The sequence below is a fragment of the Sphaerisporangium sp. NPDC049003 genome (assembly GCF_043197795.1).
In the GTDB taxonomy this organism is placed as follows: Bacteria; Actinomycetota; Actinomycetes; order Streptosporangiales; family Streptosporangiaceae; genus Sphaerisporangium.
Genome location: NZ_JBICTU010000008.1, coordinates 138,902 through 153,989 on the forward strand (window position 1 = coordinate 138,902; position 15,088 = coordinate 153,989).

The window sequence follows — 15,088 nt, forward strand, 5'->3', positions numbered from 1 at the left end:
GCATGCGGGCATCACCACCCAGCGGCGTTAACCGTTACGAGGGAGAGCCCCCTGTCTGTGACCGAGGCTGTCAGTGGAGGGTTCGTAGGTCCACGGCGTGGTCGTCGTCGTCGGCGTGCCATTGGAGGAAGCCGGGGGAGGGGAAGAACGCCTCGGTGATCCGCCGGCCGGGGAGGCGCGTGGCAGTGCGTGTCCGGACGTCGAGGAGCCACGCGGCCTGGCCTTCGCGCCACACCGCGAAGTGGCTCTGCGTCGAGACGCCCTTGGCGCGTGGGCTCAGTACGGCGGCGGTGCCGTCCGCGTACTCCAGTCGGTGAAGGTTGTCGACGTCCTCCGGTTGGAGGTAGGCGGCCAGAACGGGAAGACCGCGCCGCGTGCCGTCCGGGGCGAAGCGGGCCAACGACCCGGTGAACGCGTCGCCTGACACGACGGGTGATCTGGCCAGGAAACCGTCGCTCTGCCAGGTGAGGTCGTACAGCCCGCGCCGCCACAGCCCGGGGGTGCCGTGGCCAGGGTCGATGCGGAAGACCCCCACGTCCCCGGTACCGGTGGTGACGCATCGGGAGAAGTAGAGCAGGCCCTGATGCAACTGAAGGTCGCGGGGATAGTCCCAGCCGTTGCCGCACTGCCAGGCCGATTCTTGCCAGGTGTCCACCACAGTCCTGGCTCGTCCGGTGCGCAGGTCGATCACCTCCAGTTCCCAGCCGCCCGGCTCGTCGTTTCCGAGGAGCCTTGCCACGTAGGAGCCGTCCGCCGCGGCGAGGACCGTGAACGATTCGGTATCGGGTGCGTCCTGGACTAGGAGGGAGCTGCGGCCTGTCGCCGGGTCGAGGATGTCGACGCGGCCCGGCTGGAATCGATGACGGCCCCTGCCGACGAGGGGACGCCCGTCGGGAAGCGTGCCGACCACCCAGGGGCGTTCGCCGACGGAGGGGATCCGCACGACCTTCGCCTGAGGATCGGTGGTGGCAAAGGCCGACGTACTCGTCCGGACCGGGGTGGGTGTCGCGAGCGCGGTCGTCCGCTCGGGAGCGGGAGAGGTGCAGGCGGCCGCCCCCAGGAGCACCATGGCCGCCACCATCGCCGCCTTCATACCTGTCTCCGTCTACTCAGGGGCAGAGGACGTGCCCGTAATTTGCAATAGGCCTCGGTGGCCGGGCGGGCTCTCGCGTCTGAGTACGGCCCCTGGGATGAAGCGGTCAGGACGAAAGAAAGGGGCAGTGGCCACGGACGACGGTTGCCGGCAGGGAGATACGGGCGCCGTCGTGGCGCCGGGTCAGCACTCGATGACGTTGACGGCGAGGCCGCCGCGGCTGGTCTCCTTGTACTTGTCGAGCATGTCGCGGCCGGTGTCGCGCATGGTCTTGATGGCCTTGTCCAGGGAGACGAAGTGGCGGCCGTCGCCGCGCAGGGCGATGCGGGCCGCAGCGATGGCCTTGATGGAGGCGACCGCGTTGCGCTCGATGCAGGGGATCTGCACCAGGCCGCCGATCGGGTCGCAGGTCAGGCCGAGGTTGTGCTCGATGCCGATCTCGGCGGCATTCTCGACCTGCTCGGGCGTGCCTCCGAGGACCTCGGTGAGCCCGGCGGCGGCCATCGAGCAGGCGGAGCCCACTTCGCCCTGGCAGCCGACCTCGGCCCCGGAGATCGAGGCGTTCTCCTTGAACAGCACGCCGATCGCCCCGGCTGTGAGCAGGAACCGGATGATGCCCTCGTCGTCGGCCTTCGGGGTGAACCGGTCGTAATAGGTCAGTACGGCCGGGATGATGCCGGCGGCGCCGTTGGTGGGCGCGGTCACGATGCGGCCGCCCGCCGCGTTCTCCTCGTTCACGGCGAGGGCGAACAGCGTGACCCAGTCCATCGTCTGGAGCGGGTCCTTCTCGGGCGACTCGCTCTGCAGGCGCCGGAACAGCTGGTTGGCCCGCCGCCTGACCTTGAGGCCCCCCGGGAGCACGCCCTCCTTGGCGCTGCCGCGCCGTACGCAGTCGGCCATGACCTGCCAGAGCCGGAGCAGCTCGGCCCGGATCTCGTCCTCGGTGCGGCCGAAGGCCTTCTCGTTCTCCAACATCAGCCCGGAGATCGACAGGCCGGTGTCGGAGCAGTGCTTGAGAAGCTCCGCCGCCGTGGTGAACGGGTGGGGGAGCTCGGTGTCGTCGGCCTTGATGCGGTCGGCTCCGGTGGCGTTCTCGTCGACGACGAACCCGCCGCCGACCGAGTAGTAGATCTTCTCGCGGAGGGACTCGCCCTCGGGGGAGAAGGCGGTGAAGCGCATGCCGTTCGGGTGGTGCGGCAGTGAGATCTTGCGCTCGAAGACGAGATCCTCGCCGATCACGAACGGGATCTCATGCGAGCCGTACAGATTCACGGTGCCGGTGGAGCGCATCCGCGCGAGCCGGTCGTCGATGGTGTCCACATCCACCAGTTCGGGCTTCTCGCCCGACAGCCCCAGCAGGACGGCCTTGTCGCTGCCGTGGCCCTTGCCGGTGAGTCCGAGCGAACCGTAGAGGATGACCTCCACCCGGGCCGTCTTCTCCAGCAACCCGTCGCCGTCGAGCCCCCGGACGAACTTGTGCGCCGCCGCCATGGGCCCGCCGGTGTGCGAGCTCGACGGCCCGATGCCTATCTTGAACAGATCGAAGACGCTGATCGCCATGGATCTCGGCCCTTCGGAAGGGGTTGTGCGGGGGCCCGGCGAGCGCGGGGGCTCGCCGGGGTGAGGACGCGCGGTGACAGGACCGTGAGAACTGTCAGGACCGTCAGGACTCGGCGGTCGTGACGGTGGTGTACTCCTCGGGGGTGAGGAGATCCTCGGGGGTTCCCTCGATGCGCACGCGGAACAGCCAGCCCTCGCCGTACGGGTCGGAGTTGACCAGGGAGGGGTCGTCCACGACGGTCTGGTTGACCTCGACGACCTCGCCCGTCACCGGGGCGTAGATGTCGCTCACGGACTTGGTCGACTCGACCTCTCCGATGGCGTCCCCAGCCTCGACGGTGGCACCCGTCTCCGGCAGTTGGACGTAGACGACGTCACCCAGCGCATCGGCGGCGAACGCCGTGATGCCCACGGTCACGGTGAGGCCGTCGTCGAGCCCGGCCACCCACTCGTGCTCCTTGGTGTAGCTGAGCTCCTCGGGAATGCTGCTCACATGCTCCTCCGGTAAAAAGGAAGGTCAACCACGTCGACCGGTTCATGGCTACCACGGATGTCGACCGCGAGTCCTTCGGACACGTTGATGTCCACGTAGGCCATCGCGATCGGCTTGCCGAGTGACTGCGAGGGCGCGCCGCTGGTGACCTCTCCAACGACGGTGCCGTCAGTCAGCAGCACCACGGGGTAGCCGTGGCGCGGCACTCGGCGGCCCCGCGCGACCAGGCCGGTGAGGCGCCGTCGCGGAGGGACGTCCTTCAGCGGCGCGAGCGCCGCACGGCCGACGAAGTCGCCCGGCTTGTCGAACTTCACGACCCGGCCGAGGCCGGCGTCGAAGGGGGTCAGCCCGGCGTTCAGCTCGTTGCCGTACAGCGGCATGCCCGCTTCGAGGCGAAGCGTGTCGCGGGCGGACAACCCGGCGGGGCGCAGGTCGTACGCGTCGCCCGCCTTGGTGAGCTCCTGCCACAGCGGCGCGGCGTCCTGCGCGGCGACGAAGAGCTCGAAACCGTCCTCGCCCGTGTACCCGGTGCGGGCGATGAGGGCCTCGGCTCCGGCGACGGTGCCCGGCAGCCCCGCGTAGTACTTCAGGCCGGGCAGATCGGCATCGGTGAGCGAGCTGAGGATCTCCTGGGCGCGGGGGCCCTGGATGGCGATCAGCGCGTAGCGGTCGGACCGGTCGTCGACCTCGGCGTCGAACCCCTGGGCCCGCTCGGTCAGCTCGGCGGCCACCCGCTCGTAGTTGGAGGCGTTGGCCACGACGAGGAACTCCTCGGTGCCAAGGCGGTAGACGATCAGGTCGTCCAGCACGCCGCCGTCGGCGGCGCAGATCATGGTGTAGCGGGCGCGGCCCGGTTCGAGCACGGACAGGTGGCCGACCAGCGCGTGGTCCAGCGCCTGGCCCGCCTCAGGACCGATGACGAAGATCTCGCCCATGTGGGAGAGGTCGAAGAGCCCGGCGGCCGTACGCACGGCGTTGTGCTCGGCGGACTCGCTGCCGTAGCGCAGCGGCATCAGCCAGCCGGCGAAGTCGGTGAGCGTCGCGCCGAGGCTCTCGTGCACCTCGCGGAGCGGTGTGGGTCTGGACATGATGCGCACCTCAGACAGGGTTGGATGAGAGCATCCTCCCCCTCTGTCATCGGTGCCTGAGAGTTTCGCCCGGGTTTTACCGGACTTTCACCTTCGGCGAGGCCCCGTGGAGAGAGCCTGCTTTCCAGAGATCACCTTGCCCGTACGGTCCTTTGCCTTGTGAGGTTCGCGGGGAGGACTTGCTCCTTCAGGGGTCCTGGCCGGATGTCAGGACGCTCTCCCGCACGGGATCATCGGTGTTCCCGCTCACCTTACCAAGACCGGCCGCTCGTCGCGGCGGCGACCAGCGCCTCGAAAAGATGACCTTCCTGGCCCGCCTCAGGGTGCCACTGGACGGCGAGCGCGAAGGGGTGCTCGGAGAGCTCCACCGCTTCCACCGTGCCGTCGTCCGAGGTCGCGGACACCGTGAGCCCCTCGCCGAGGCGGTCGGTCGCCTGGTGGTGGTAGTGGGCGGCAGTGGCCTCCCCGGCGCCCAGCACGTCGGCGACCCTGCTGCAGGGCGTCAGCCGTACGGGCAGGTGGCCGAACTCGCCGGGCGCGGGGGAATGGCCGCTGTGTCCCACCACGTCGGGCAGGTGCTGGTGGAGGCTGCCTCCGAGCGACACGTTCAGGACCTGGAGGCCCCGGCAGATGCCGAGGAACGGCAGCTCCGCCTCCAGTGCCGCGCCGACCAGCTCAAACTCCGCATCATCACGAAATTTCCGGATGTATCCGGTTTGGTCGTGCGGCGGCTCGCCGTACCTGCCAGGGTCGACGTCGCCGCCGCCCGCCACGATCAGGCCGTCCAGCCGCTCGACCAGTGGCGCGGGGTCGCCCGCCGGGGGCAGGATGACCGGCTGGCCTCCCGCCCTCACGACGTGCTCCACGTAGGTGTACGGCAGCAGCGCGGCCGGCATCCGCCACACGGTGAAGGCGGCGGGCTCGACGTAGCAGGTGATGCCGATGACGGGTCGCGGCATGGGCTACAGCGGGGTCACGTAGGCGCCCGAGATGCCGCCGTCCACCAGGAACTCGGCACCGGTGATGAAGCTCGCGTCGTCCGAGGCGAGGAACGCGACGGCGGCGGCGATCTCGGAGGCCTCGGCGAAGCGGCCCACGGGGATGTGGACCAGGCGCCGCTGGGCGCGCTCGGGGTCCTTGGCGAACAGCTCCTGCAGCAGCGGGGTGTTGACCGGCCCCGGGCACAGCGCGTTGACCCGGATGCCCTCGCGGGCGAACTGGACGCCCAGCTCGCGTGACATGGCGAGCACGCCGCCCTTGGAGGCGGTGTAGGAGATCTGGGACGTCGCGGACCCCATCACCGCCACGAACGACGCGGTGTTGATGATCGAGCCCTTGCCCTGCCGCCGCATGTACGGGATGACGTGCTTGCAGCAGAGGTACACGCTGGTCAGGTTGACGTCCTGAACGCGCCGCCAGGCCTCGATGCCCGTGGTCAGGATCGAGTCGTCGTCGGGAGGCGAGATTCCCGCGTTGTTGAAGGCGACGTCCACGCTGCCGTAGGTCTCGAAGGCCGTCTCGAACATCCGGCTGACGTCCTCCTCGCTGGTGACGTCGGTACGGACGAACAAGCCGCCCACCTCGTCCGCCAGTTTGGCGCCGCCCTCCTCGTCGAGGTCGGCGCACACGACCTTCGCGCCCTCCTCGGCGAAGCGGCGAGCCGTGGCGAGGCCGATGCCGCCCGCCGCCCCCGTGATCACGGCGACGCGGTCCCGCAGACGTTGCATAGTGACGAACTCCCTGGTGCTCGAATCAGTCGTGGAACTTCAGCCCTGTGGCTCAGTGGGCGATGAAGACGTTCTTGGTCTCGGTGAAGGCGGCCAGCGCGTCCGGTCCGAGCTCCCGGCCGAGGCCGGACTGCTTGAACCCGCCGAAGGGCGTCCAGTACCTCACGGAGGAGTGGGAGTTGACCGAGAGGTTCCCCGCCTCGACCGCGCGGGCCACCCGGAGGGCCCGTCCCACGTCCCGGGTCCAGATAGACCCCGAAAGACCATATTTCGTGTTATTAGCGATCTGTACGGCTTGCGCCTCGTCCTCGAACGGGACCACGCTCACGACCGGCCCGAAGATCTCGTCCGTGAACGCGCGGTCGTCCAGCGAGTCGTGGGTCAGCACGGTCGGGGGGAACCAGAATCCCCGGCCGGACGGGCACGAGCCCTGGAAGCGCGGCGCGGCGGTGACGAACGACGCGACCCGCTCGCGGTGCTCGGCGCTGATCAGCGGGCCCATGTCGGTGCCGGGATCGCGCGGATCGCCCACCGTCAGCCCCCCGACGGCCGCGCCGAGCCGGTCGAGGAACTCCTCGTACACCGGGCGTTCCACCAGGATCCGCGAGCGCGCGCAGCAGTCCTGCCCGCTGTTGTCGAAGACCGCCGAGGGGGCGCTCGCAGCGGCCTGCTCCAGGTCGGCGTCGGCGAAGACCACGTTGGCGCTCTTGCCGCCGAGTTCCAGAGTGAGCCGTTTGACGTTCTCGGCGGCCCTTGCGGCGATCAGCTTCCCGACCTCGGTCGACCCGGTGAACACGATCTTGTTGACGCCGGGGTGCTCCACGAGCCGGGCCCCCGTGACCTCCCCTGCTCCAGGCAGCACCTGGAGCACCCCTTCGGGGAGACCGGCTTCGAGGGCCAGCTCCGCCAGCCTCAAAGCCGTCAGCGGGGTCCATTCGGCGGGTTTCACGATCACGGTGTTGCCGGCCGCGAGCGCCGGGGCCGCCCCCCAGGTCATGATCACCATGGGGAAGTTCCACGGCACGATCACCCCGACGACGCCGAGCGGCTCGGCGAACGTGATGTCCACCCCGCCCGCCACAGGGATCTGCTTGCCGTGGTTGCGCTCCGGCGCCCCCGCGTAGAAGTGCAGCACGTCGCGGACGTTGCCCGCCTCCCAGCGGGCGTTGCCTATCGGATGGCCCGCGTTGGCGAGCTCCAGGCCGGCCAGCTCGTCGCCGTGTTGGTCGACGAGGTCGGCGAAGCGGCGGAGCAGCCGCGCGCGGTCACCGGGCGCGACCTCGCGCCAGGCGGGGAACGCCTTCCTGGCACGCTCCACCGCGCGGTCGGTCTCGGCCAGGTCGGCGAGCTCGACGTCGGCGAGCACGTCCTCGGTGGCAGGGTTGATGATCTTCATGTCACATCCGCTCGAATCCCCGGAAAAGCTCCCAGTCGGTGACGGCCGCGTCGAAGGCGGCCAGCTCGACCCGCGCGTTGTTCGCGTAGTGCTCGACGACCTGCTCGCCCAGCGCGTCCTTGGCGATCTTCGAACTCTCCCACAGGGAGAGCGCCTCGCGAAGCGTGGCCGGCACGGTCTCGGCGTCCGCCGCATAGGCGTTGCCGCCGTACGCCTCCTCCAGCGGCAGCTCGTTCTCGATGCCGTGCAGGCCCGCCGCGACCAGCGCCGACACCGCCAGGTAGGGGTTGACGTCCCCTCCCGGCACGCGGTTCTCGACGCGCAGCGATGGCCCGTGCCCGACCAGCCGCAGCGAGCACGTGCGGTTGTCCACACCCCACTTGACCGCCGTCGGGGCGAAGCTTCCGGGGACGTACCTCTTGTACGAGTTGATGTTGGGCGCGTAGAGCATCGTGAGCTCGCGCATGGCGGCGAGCTGGCCCGCGATGAAGTGCTCCCCGAGCTTCGACAGCCCGTGCCCGCCGTCTCCCGCCATGACCGGATCGCCGCCGGCCGTACGCAGGGAGATGTGGATGTGGCAGGAGTTGCCCTCACGCTGGTTCGGCTTGGCCATGAAGGTGATCGACATGCCCTCCTGGGCGGCGATCTCCTTGGCCCCGTTCTTGTAGATCGAGTGGTTGTCGCAGGTGGCGAGCGCCTCGGTGAACCTGAAGGCGATCTCGTGCTGCCCAAGGTTGCACTCGCCCTTGGCCGACTCGACGTACATCCCCGCGCCCTCCATGCCGAGCCTGATCCGGCGCAGCAGGGGCTCGACGCGGGCGCCGCCGAGCAGCGAGTAGTCGACGTTGTACTGGTTGGCGGGCGTGAGGTCGCGGTAGGCCTTGGACCAGGCGTTCTCGTAGCTGTCGTTGTAGACCACGAACTCCAGCTCGGTGCCGACGTAGGCCGCCCATCCGCGCTCGGCCAGGCGCGCGAGCTGCCCGCGCAGGATCTGGCGGGGGGAGGCGGTGACGTCGGAGCCGTCCTCCCAGAGCAGGTCGGCCATCAGCATGACCGTGCCCTCCTGCCAGGGCACCCGGCGCAGGGTGGACAGGTCGGGCTTCATCACGAAGTCGCCGTAGCCGCGCTCCCATGACGACATGCTGTAACCGTCGACGGTGTTCATGTCGATGTCCACGGCGAGGAGGTAGTTGCATCCCTCGGCGGCGTGCTCCAGCACCTCCTCAAGGAAGTACCGCGCGGACAACCGCTTGCCCTGGAGGCGTCCCTGCATGTCGACGATGGCCAGAAGCACGGTGTCCACCCGCCCGGCGGACACCTCTTCACGCAGTTGGTCGACGGTGAGCACGGCACTTCCCTCCCGCAAAAGTCTGGAAACAGACCATTGGCATGCAAGCACCAGCGACCGTCCCGCGTCAACGGTTCGGGCCACCTGAGCCGTCGAATGGACTAATCTCGAACCATTGGAGCCGGTCTAGGGGGGAAGTGATGGGCGAGCCCCAGCTCGTCGCGCTCCTTCGGCCCGTCCGCGCGGGCAACGCCTTCGAGGAGACGGTGGAGCGGCTGCTCCAGGCGATCAAGCTCGGCGTGGTCGGCCCCGGCGAGAAGCTCCCCGCCGAGCGTGACCTCGCCGTCCAGCTCGGCATCAGCCGGGTCACGCTCCGGGAGGCGATCCGGGCGCTCCAGGACGCCGGCTACCTCGACGTACGGCGCGGCCGTTACGGGGGAGCCTTCGTCGTGTACGAGCCGCCGCACCCCGGCCAGGGTGACCTGCGCAGGGCCGTCAACAAGATGGGCGCCTCCGACCTCGCCGACGCGCTGACCTTCCGCATGGCGATCGAGTGCGGCGCCGCGCAGGTCCTCGCGTCCATGGACCTCACCGAGGAGCAGAAGGCGACGCTCGAACGCCGCCTCGCGGACGTCAACGACGCGGCGCCCGCCGACTACCGGCGGCTCGACACGGCCTTCCACCTCTCGATCGCCGAGCTGACCGGGTCGGCCCTGCTGGCGGCGGCCGGCGCGGACGCCCGGCTGCGGGTGACCGACTTACTCAACGCCATCCCCGTGCTCGGGCCCAACATCGACCACTCGGGTGCGCAGCACGCCGCGATGGTCGCCGCGATCCTCGCGGGCGACCCGGAGGCCGCGAGGAAGGCCGTCGTGGAGCATCTGGAGGGGACGGCCGCGCTCCTGCGCGCCTTCCTGGCCTGAGGCCGACCCCTGACCTGCCCCTCAATCACCCCTGGCCCGGTATGTCCCTTCCCCTCGCAGGCGTCGGCGCCCTTCGGCCGGGGGATCACTCCCGGCGGGACCGTAGCATCGGTACTGGGGGATGCCTGTGGCAATCTGGTTTCACGAGCGGATCATCGACAGCGGAAGGCTGCCGCTGTTCTGCTTCCTGACGGCGCTGATCGTCACGTTCCTGTTCACGCGCCTCAACGTCCGGCTGATCCGGGCGAGGGTCGGATGGTTCCGCAACGTCAACGTCGGCGACGTCCACGTCCACCACGTGGTCTTCGGCGTGGTGCTCATGCTCTTCGGCGGCGTCGCCGGCCTGGTCACCGCCGGCCTGTCACCCGGGTGGTACGCCATGACGGCGGCCGTGTTCGGGGTGGGAGCCGCCCTGGTGCTGGACGAGTTCGCCCTGATCCTGCACCTGAGGGACGTCTACTGGTCCGAGGAGGGGCGCACCTCGGTCGACGCGGTGTTCGTGGCGATCGCGGTGACGCTGCTCCTGCTGCTGGGTCTGCGGCCCCTCGGCTGGGAGGCGCCCGACCCGTCCCCGAGCGGCCGGTGGACGGCGGTCCTCCTCCTGGTCGTCAACCTCGTGCTCGCGGTCGTCACCCTGCTGAAGGGCAAGATCTGGACCGGCCTCGCGGGCCTGTTCGCGCCGATCCTGCTGATCGCCGGAGCGATACGGCTGGCGCGTCCCGGATCGCCGTGGGCCCACTGGTTCTTCGCGCCGGGGTCGCGCAGGCCGAGACCGGCGAAGATGGCCAAGGCCGTCCACCGCGAGAACCGCTGGCGCCGACCGGCGATCAGGGTCAAGATCAGCATCCAGGAGTTCGTCTCCGGCCGCCACGATCTGCCCTCGGCCTGGGCCGGCGAGCGCCGGGTGAAGAAGTGAGCGCCGGGCGAGGAAGTGGGCGCGAGGTGAAGAAGTGAGCACTGGGTGAAGTGATCGCGGCCCCTGTGAGCTGCCAAGACACCCACGGCGGACATCATTCGCGAATCTCGGGGGAGTGTGCGGGAGCGAACGGTGATCGCTATCAGGGAGGCGAAGCGCGATGGGCTTCATGGACAAGTGGAAGATGCGCGAGCTGAAGGCACGGGCGAAGCGCCGGTTCGGCACGAGCACCGGCAACCGGACCATGGCGGCCGAGGCGCGCACCGAGGAGGCCGAGGCCCGGCTCCTGCAGACGCAGGACCAGATCAAGGAGACCGCCAACGAGATCCGCCGGGAGTACGGCGTCCGTCACTGAGCCCGCAGGAACGAGGCGATGACCTGGCGGACGTCGTCCGCGCCCAGGTCGAGGTCGTGGTCCCCGGCGGCGAGATAGGCCGTCACGGGGTGGCCCGAGGCCAGCAGCGCGTTGGCCAGGTCGAGCGTCTGGGTCGGGGGGACCGTGGTGTCCCCGGCCCCGTGGAGGAGCAGCACGGGCACGCCGTTCCCCACATGGTTGGTCGGGGTGACGTCCGCGGTGAGGTCGTCCCCGGCGACGGGGACATGGCCGAGCAGCCGGGCCCAGGGGCTTCCCTCGACGCGTGACTCGGGCCAGTCGGCGGCCAGCGGGTCCACCGGAGGGGAGCAGGCGATCACGGCGGCCACGTCGTCGGGAGCGTCGACGCCGCGCAGGCCCAGATGGAGCGCCAGGTGGGCGCCCGAGGACCTCCCGCCGACCAGCACCCGCACATCGGGATCGTCCGCACGCAGCTTGCGCGCGGCGGCCCGTACGTCGTCGAGCTGCGCGGGCCAGGTCGCCTCACCGCTCAGCCGGTAGGTGACCGGCACGACGTCGAGGCTGTGAGCGGCCAGGGTCTCGCGCGACCGCCCGCCCGCGTGCCGGTGAGCCCACGCGCCGCCGTGCAACCAGATCAAGGCCCGCTTCATGCGTGGATCATACGGGCGGTCAGGCCGAGCTCTTCGTACAGCCTGTCTGGAATAGGTTGCCGACCGGTTGCCATTCGTGAATGACCCGAATAGCGCCTGGTTGCCGGGGTCGCGACCATGCTCCGGCCGTCGGCTTCCCCCTGCATCCGCACCTGGGCGGTAGCCTTCGGGGCCTCAGGATGAATGCGACCATTCACCCCGGCGGCCCGCCCCGAGGTCACCGGGGCGCGGGCGGGATGAGGAAGGCGGCCACCGGCGTTGTCGATCACGGGGTGGCTGCCCCCGGGGACTGGAGGTGGAAGTGGCGGACGGGCTCGAACGTCTGGTCCAGGGCAGGCGCCTGTCGCCCGTCCAGCGGCGCATCGCGCAGTACCTGAGCGGGCACCTGCCTGACGCGATCTTCCTTTCGAGCGTCGAGCTGGCCGAGCGGGCGGGGGTGAGCCAGCCGTCGGTGACCCGGTTCGCGATGACCCTCGGCTTCGCGGGGTACCCCGAGTTCCGCCAGGCGCTCCGCCCTCTCGTGGTCGGCGGCGACGGCGCCACGGACCCTGACCGGCCCCCGCGCGACGGCGAGGCCGGCGGCGCCCGCTTCCTGCACGAGATGATCGACCACGAGATACGCAACCTCGCGGCCATCCGCGACCGGCTCGCTACCGGTTCCGCGCTTCCTGGCGTCCGGGCGAACGGCCTGCCGGGACGCATCGAGGAGCTCGGCACGGCGCTCGCGGCGTGCGAGCCGCTGCCCGTCCTTGGCCTGCGCGGCTCCTCGGGGCTGGTGACGACCTTCGCGTACTACGCCCGGCGCATCCATCCCGACGTGCGGCCGCTGACCCATGGCGGGTCCGAGCTGACCGAGGGCCTGCACGCCGCGCGCCGGGCCGGGTCCGAGTGGCTGCTCGCCGTCGTGCTGCCCCGCTATCCGGCCGAGGCCGTGCACGCGCTGGAGTACGCCGCCGAACTGGGGTTCCGCACGGCGGTCATCGCCGACCGCGCCGACGTGCCCTTTCCTGCCGACGAGGTGCTGCCGGCGCCGGTGGGGGCCAGGGCGGTCTGCGACTCGCACGCCGCGCCGCTGGCCCTGGCCATGCTGCTGCTGGAGGCGATGGCCGAGGCCGCGCCGCTGCGTACCCGTGCCCGGCTGGAGGAGCACGAGCGTATGACCGACCAGACGGGCGTGTTCCTGCGCCCCTGAGGGCGACGCCGGGGGAAGGCCGCGTGTGGAGGAAGATCTCACAGCGGCGCAGCCCCTAGGCTGAAGCGCATGAGCGGACGACCGATCGCGCTGATCACCGGAGGTTCCCGCGGGGTTGGGGCGGCCATCGCCCGTGGCCTCGCGCCGACGCACGACCTGCTGGTGGGCGGGCGTGAGAGCACGGCGCTCCTGGAGATCTGCGACGAGCTCGGGGCGCGCCCGTGGCCGGTCGAGCTGACCGACGAGCGCGCGGTGGCCGAGGCGGTCGCCGGCATCGACCGGCTCGACGTGCTCGTCCACAGCGCGGGCGTGGCCAGGCTCGGCGTGATCGCCGACCTGCCCGTCAAGGCTTGGCGGGAGTCGTTCGAGGTGAACGTGACCGCGGTCGCGGGCCTCACGAGGCTGCTCCTCCCCGCGCTCCGCGCTTCCAGAGGCCACGTGGTGATGATCAACTCAGGCTCCGGGCAGCGTGCCAACCCGGGCTGGGCCGCCTACGCCGCCGCCAAGTTCGCGCTCCGGGCACTCGCCGACGCCCTCCGGCTGGAGGAGGAGCCCCACGGCCTGCGCGTCACCACCGTCTACCCCGGGCGGGTCGCCACCGACATGCAGCGAGAGGTGCGCAGGCAGGAGGGCGGCGACTACGACCCCGGGAAGTATCTGGCCCCGGAGTCCGTGGCCCGCGCCGTCGTCTCGGCCGTGACCGCGACCGCCGACGCCCACATCACCGAGATCATGATCCGTCCCGCGGCGGGGCCGGTGAACTGAAAGCACATTCACCCCACGACCTGGACGAATTGATCCTCATATCAGGACGAACGTTGACTTTCTCCCTGAGAGATTGGGGGAGTGTCCGACCTGACCTACTGGTGCGAGCTGGCCTGGTTGCATCCCGGTGAGGCGGTCGAGGGCGTGCTCGTCCGGATCGAGGGCAACCGGATCGCCGAGGTCGAGCGCGGGGTCGCCGCACCGCACGAAGCGGTGCGGCTGGCGGGCCTCACCCTGCCGGGAATGGCCAACGCCCACTCCCACGCGTTCCACCGGGCCCTGCGCGGGCAGGCCCACGCCGGTTCCGAGACCTTCCGCAGTTGGCGCGACCGCATGTACGGCGTGGCCGCGAGCCTCGACCCCGACACCTACCTCGCCCTCGCCAGGGCGACCTACGCCGAGATGGCGCTCGCCGGGATCACCGCCGTCGGGGAGTTCCACTATCTGCACCATGGCGCGCGCGGCCGGCCGTACGAGGATCCCAACGCGATGGGGCACGCGCTGATCGAGGCTGCCAGGGACGCGGGCCTGCGCATCACCCTGCTGGACGCCTGCTACCTCACCGAGAACATCGGCGCCCCCCTGAACGGCACGCAGCTCCGCTTCGGCGACGGCGACGCGCACCAGTGGGCCGAGCGCGTGGACGACCTGGCGAACGAGTACGTCCGCACCGAGGACGTCGTGGTCGGCGGGGCCGTCCACTCCGTGCGCGCCTGCCCGCCCGAGCAGATGCCCGTGGTGGCCGAGTTCGGGCACCGCAGGGCCGCGCCGGTGCACGCGCAGGTCTCAGAGCGGCGCACCGAGAACGAGCACTGCGTCCAGACCTACAGCGCGACCCCGGTGCAGGTGCTGTACGAGCACGGCGTCCTCGGCCCGCGCGCGACCGCCGTCCACGCGACCCACGTGTCCGACGTGGACGTGGCCCTGCTCAGCGGGTCCTCGACCCACGTCTGCGTGTGCCCCACCACCGAGCGGGACCTCGCCGACGGCGTCGGCCCGGCTCGCCGGCTGTACGACGCCGGGTCGCCGGTCACGCTCGGCAGCGACAGCAACGCCATGATCGACCTGCTGGAGGAGGCGAGGGCGGTAGAGCTCGGCGAGCGCCTCATCACCGGGGAACGGGGCCACTGGACGGCCGCCGACCTGCTGTGCGCGGCCACGATGGCCGGGCAGACCTCGCTCGGTCACCCCGACGCCGGTTTCATCGTCCCGGGAGCCTGGGCCGACCTCGTGTCCGTGCGCCTGGACTCGGTGCGCACGGCCGGGGCGGGCAGCGAGTCCGCGGGAGAGACGGTCGTGTTCGGAGCCACGGCCTCCGACGTCCATTCGGTCGTCTCCGGCGGGCGGCGGGTGGTCGTGGAGGGCGGTCACGTGCTCGGGGACGTCGGCGCGATGCTCGTCGGCGCGATCTCCGCCATTCGATCACCCTGAGCCTTTTTCCGGGCGTTCATCTGCCATTTCTCGATGCGTCCCTGAGTCTTCCGCGTGCGAACTCCTACTTGAGGAGGATGGCTGAAACCATTCTCCGGTCGTATCTCTTTTGGGAATCTTTGCCTTGGACCGAACGTTGATTCGGGCAAGAGGGGGAGAGGACGCCGCGCCGGCATTCAGGGCCTGCGGGGCCGACTCCACCCGCACGTCAGGGCGGGCGCGGCGAGACGAG

At 70.4% G+C, this 15,088-nt stretch carries 15 protein-coding genes and 1 riboswitch; of the genes, 6 read left to right on the forward strand and 9 right to left on the reverse strand.

What is annotated here, in order from left to right; all coding sequences use genetic code 11:
* Window positions 1-70: 70 nt before the first annotated feature.
* The 8 genes from ACGFIV_RS11130 to ACGFIV_RS11165 all read right to left on the reverse strand — a co-directional run bounded on the left by ACGFIV_RS11130 (window position 71) and on the right by ACGFIV_RS11165 (window position 8,705).
* Window positions 71-1,093, reverse strand: coding sequence for a hypothetical protein (locus ACGFIV_RS11130; RefSeq protein ID WP_358557532.1), 1,023 nt, complete (start codon window positions 1,091-1,093; stop codon window positions 71-73).
* A gap of 183 nt (window positions 1,094-1,276) precedes the next feature.
* Window positions 1,277-2,653, reverse strand: a complete 1,377-nt coding sequence (locus ACGFIV_RS11135) for an L-serine ammonia-lyase (RefSeq protein ID WP_358557529.1) — start codon at window positions 2,651-2,653, stop codon at window positions 1,277-1,279.
* Between the two features lie 103 nt (window positions 2,654-2,756).
* Window positions 2,757-3,146 (reverse strand): glycine cleavage system protein GcvH, encoded by a 390-nt coding sequence (gcvH, locus tag ACGFIV_RS11140; RefSeq protein ID WP_358557526.1) that lies wholly within the window; start codon window positions 3,144-3,146, stop codon window positions 2,757-2,759.
* The gene (gene gcvT / locus ACGFIV_RS11145) at window positions 3,143-4,234 is read right to left on the reverse strand and encodes a glycine cleavage system aminomethyltransferase GcvT (protein ID WP_392834009.1); all 1,092 of its coding nucleotides are present in this window, start codon (window positions 4,232-4,234) and stop codon (window positions 3,143-3,145) included. Before gcvT ends, gcvH begins: the two co-directional genes overlap by 4 nt.
* Before the next feature lie 135 nt (window positions 4,235-4,369).
* Window positions 4,370-4,467, reverse strand: a riboswitch (glycine riboswitch).
* Between the two features lie 18 nt (window positions 4,468-4,485).
* Window positions 4,486-5,193, reverse strand: a complete 708-nt coding sequence (locus tag ACGFIV_RS11150; protein ID WP_392834011.1) for a gamma-glutamyl-gamma-aminobutyrate hydrolase family protein — start codon at window positions 5,191-5,193, stop codon at window positions 4,486-4,488.
* A gap of 3 nt (window positions 5,194-5,196) precedes the next feature.
* Window positions 5,197-5,961, reverse strand: coding sequence for a 3-oxoacyl-ACP reductase (locus tag ACGFIV_RS11155; protein WP_358557517.1), 765 nt, complete (start codon window positions 5,959-5,961; stop codon window positions 5,197-5,199).
* Window positions 5,962-6,013: 52 nt separating this feature from the next.
* Complete coding sequence (locus tag ACGFIV_RS11160) at window positions 6,014-7,357, reverse strand: aldehyde dehydrogenase family protein (protein ID WP_392834015.1); 1,344 nt, start codon at window positions 7,355-7,357, stop codon at window positions 6,014-6,016.
* Window position 7,358: 1 nt separating this feature from the next.
* Complete coding sequence (locus ACGFIV_RS11165) at window positions 7,359-8,705, reverse strand: glutamine synthetase family protein (RefSeq protein WP_392834018.1); 1,347 nt, start codon at window positions 8,703-8,705, stop codon at window positions 7,359-7,361.
* A 140-nt stretch (window positions 8,706-8,845) separates the two neighbouring features.
* Between ACGFIV_RS11165 and ACGFIV_RS11170 the strand changes: the two genes are divergently transcribed.
* The 3 genes from ACGFIV_RS11170 to ACGFIV_RS11180 all read left to right on the forward strand — a co-directional run bounded on the left by ACGFIV_RS11170 (window position 8,846) and on the right by ACGFIV_RS11180 (window position 10,839).
* On the forward strand, window positions 8,846-9,568 hold the full coding sequence (locus tag ACGFIV_RS11170; protein WP_358557508.1) for an FCD domain-containing protein: 723 nt from the start codon (window positions 8,846-8,848) through the stop codon (window positions 9,566-9,568).
* A gap of 121 nt (window positions 9,569-9,689) precedes the next feature.
* A complete protein-coding gene (locus ACGFIV_RS11175; RefSeq protein ID WP_392834022.1) occupies window positions 9,690-10,484 on the forward strand; it encodes a hypothetical protein in 795 nt (264 codons plus the stop codon).
* Between the two features lie 160 nt (window positions 10,485-10,644).
* The gene (locus ACGFIV_RS11180) at window positions 10,645-10,839 is read left to right on the forward strand and encodes a hypothetical protein (RefSeq protein ID WP_358557502.1); all 195 of its coding nucleotides are present in this window, start codon (window positions 10,645-10,647) and stop codon (window positions 10,837-10,839) included.
* Here ACGFIV_RS11180 and ACGFIV_RS11185 read toward each other — a convergent pair.
* On the reverse strand, window positions 10,833-11,468 hold the full coding sequence (locus ACGFIV_RS11185) for an alpha/beta hydrolase (RefSeq protein ID WP_358557499.1): 636 nt from the start codon (window positions 11,466-11,468) through the stop codon (window positions 10,833-10,835). The genes ACGFIV_RS11180 and ACGFIV_RS11185 overlap by 7 nt on opposite strands.
* A 295-nt stretch (window positions 11,469-11,763) precedes the next feature.
* On the opposite strand from ACGFIV_RS11185, the gene ACGFIV_RS11190 reads away from it, so the two are divergent.
* The 3 genes from ACGFIV_RS11190 to ACGFIV_RS11200 all read left to right on the forward strand — a co-directional run bounded on the left by ACGFIV_RS11190 (window position 11,764) and on the right by ACGFIV_RS11200 (window position 14,856).
* On the forward strand, window positions 11,764-12,660 hold the full coding sequence (locus ACGFIV_RS11190; protein ID WP_392834027.1) for a MurR/RpiR family transcriptional regulator: 897 nt from the start codon (window positions 11,764-11,766) through the stop codon (window positions 12,658-12,660).
* Window positions 12,661-12,729: 69 nt separating this feature from the next.
* Window positions 12,730-13,425, forward strand: coding sequence for an SDR family oxidoreductase (locus tag ACGFIV_RS11195; protein ID WP_358557494.1), 696 nt, complete (start codon window positions 12,730-12,732; stop codon window positions 13,423-13,425).
* 81 nt (window positions 13,426-13,506) lie between these two features.
* Window positions 13,507-14,856 (forward strand): formimidoylglutamate deiminase, encoded by a 1,350-nt coding sequence (locus ACGFIV_RS11200; protein WP_358557491.1) that lies wholly within the window; start codon window positions 13,507-13,509, stop codon window positions 14,854-14,856.
* The last annotated feature ends 232 nt before the right edge of the window (window positions 14,857-15,088 follow it).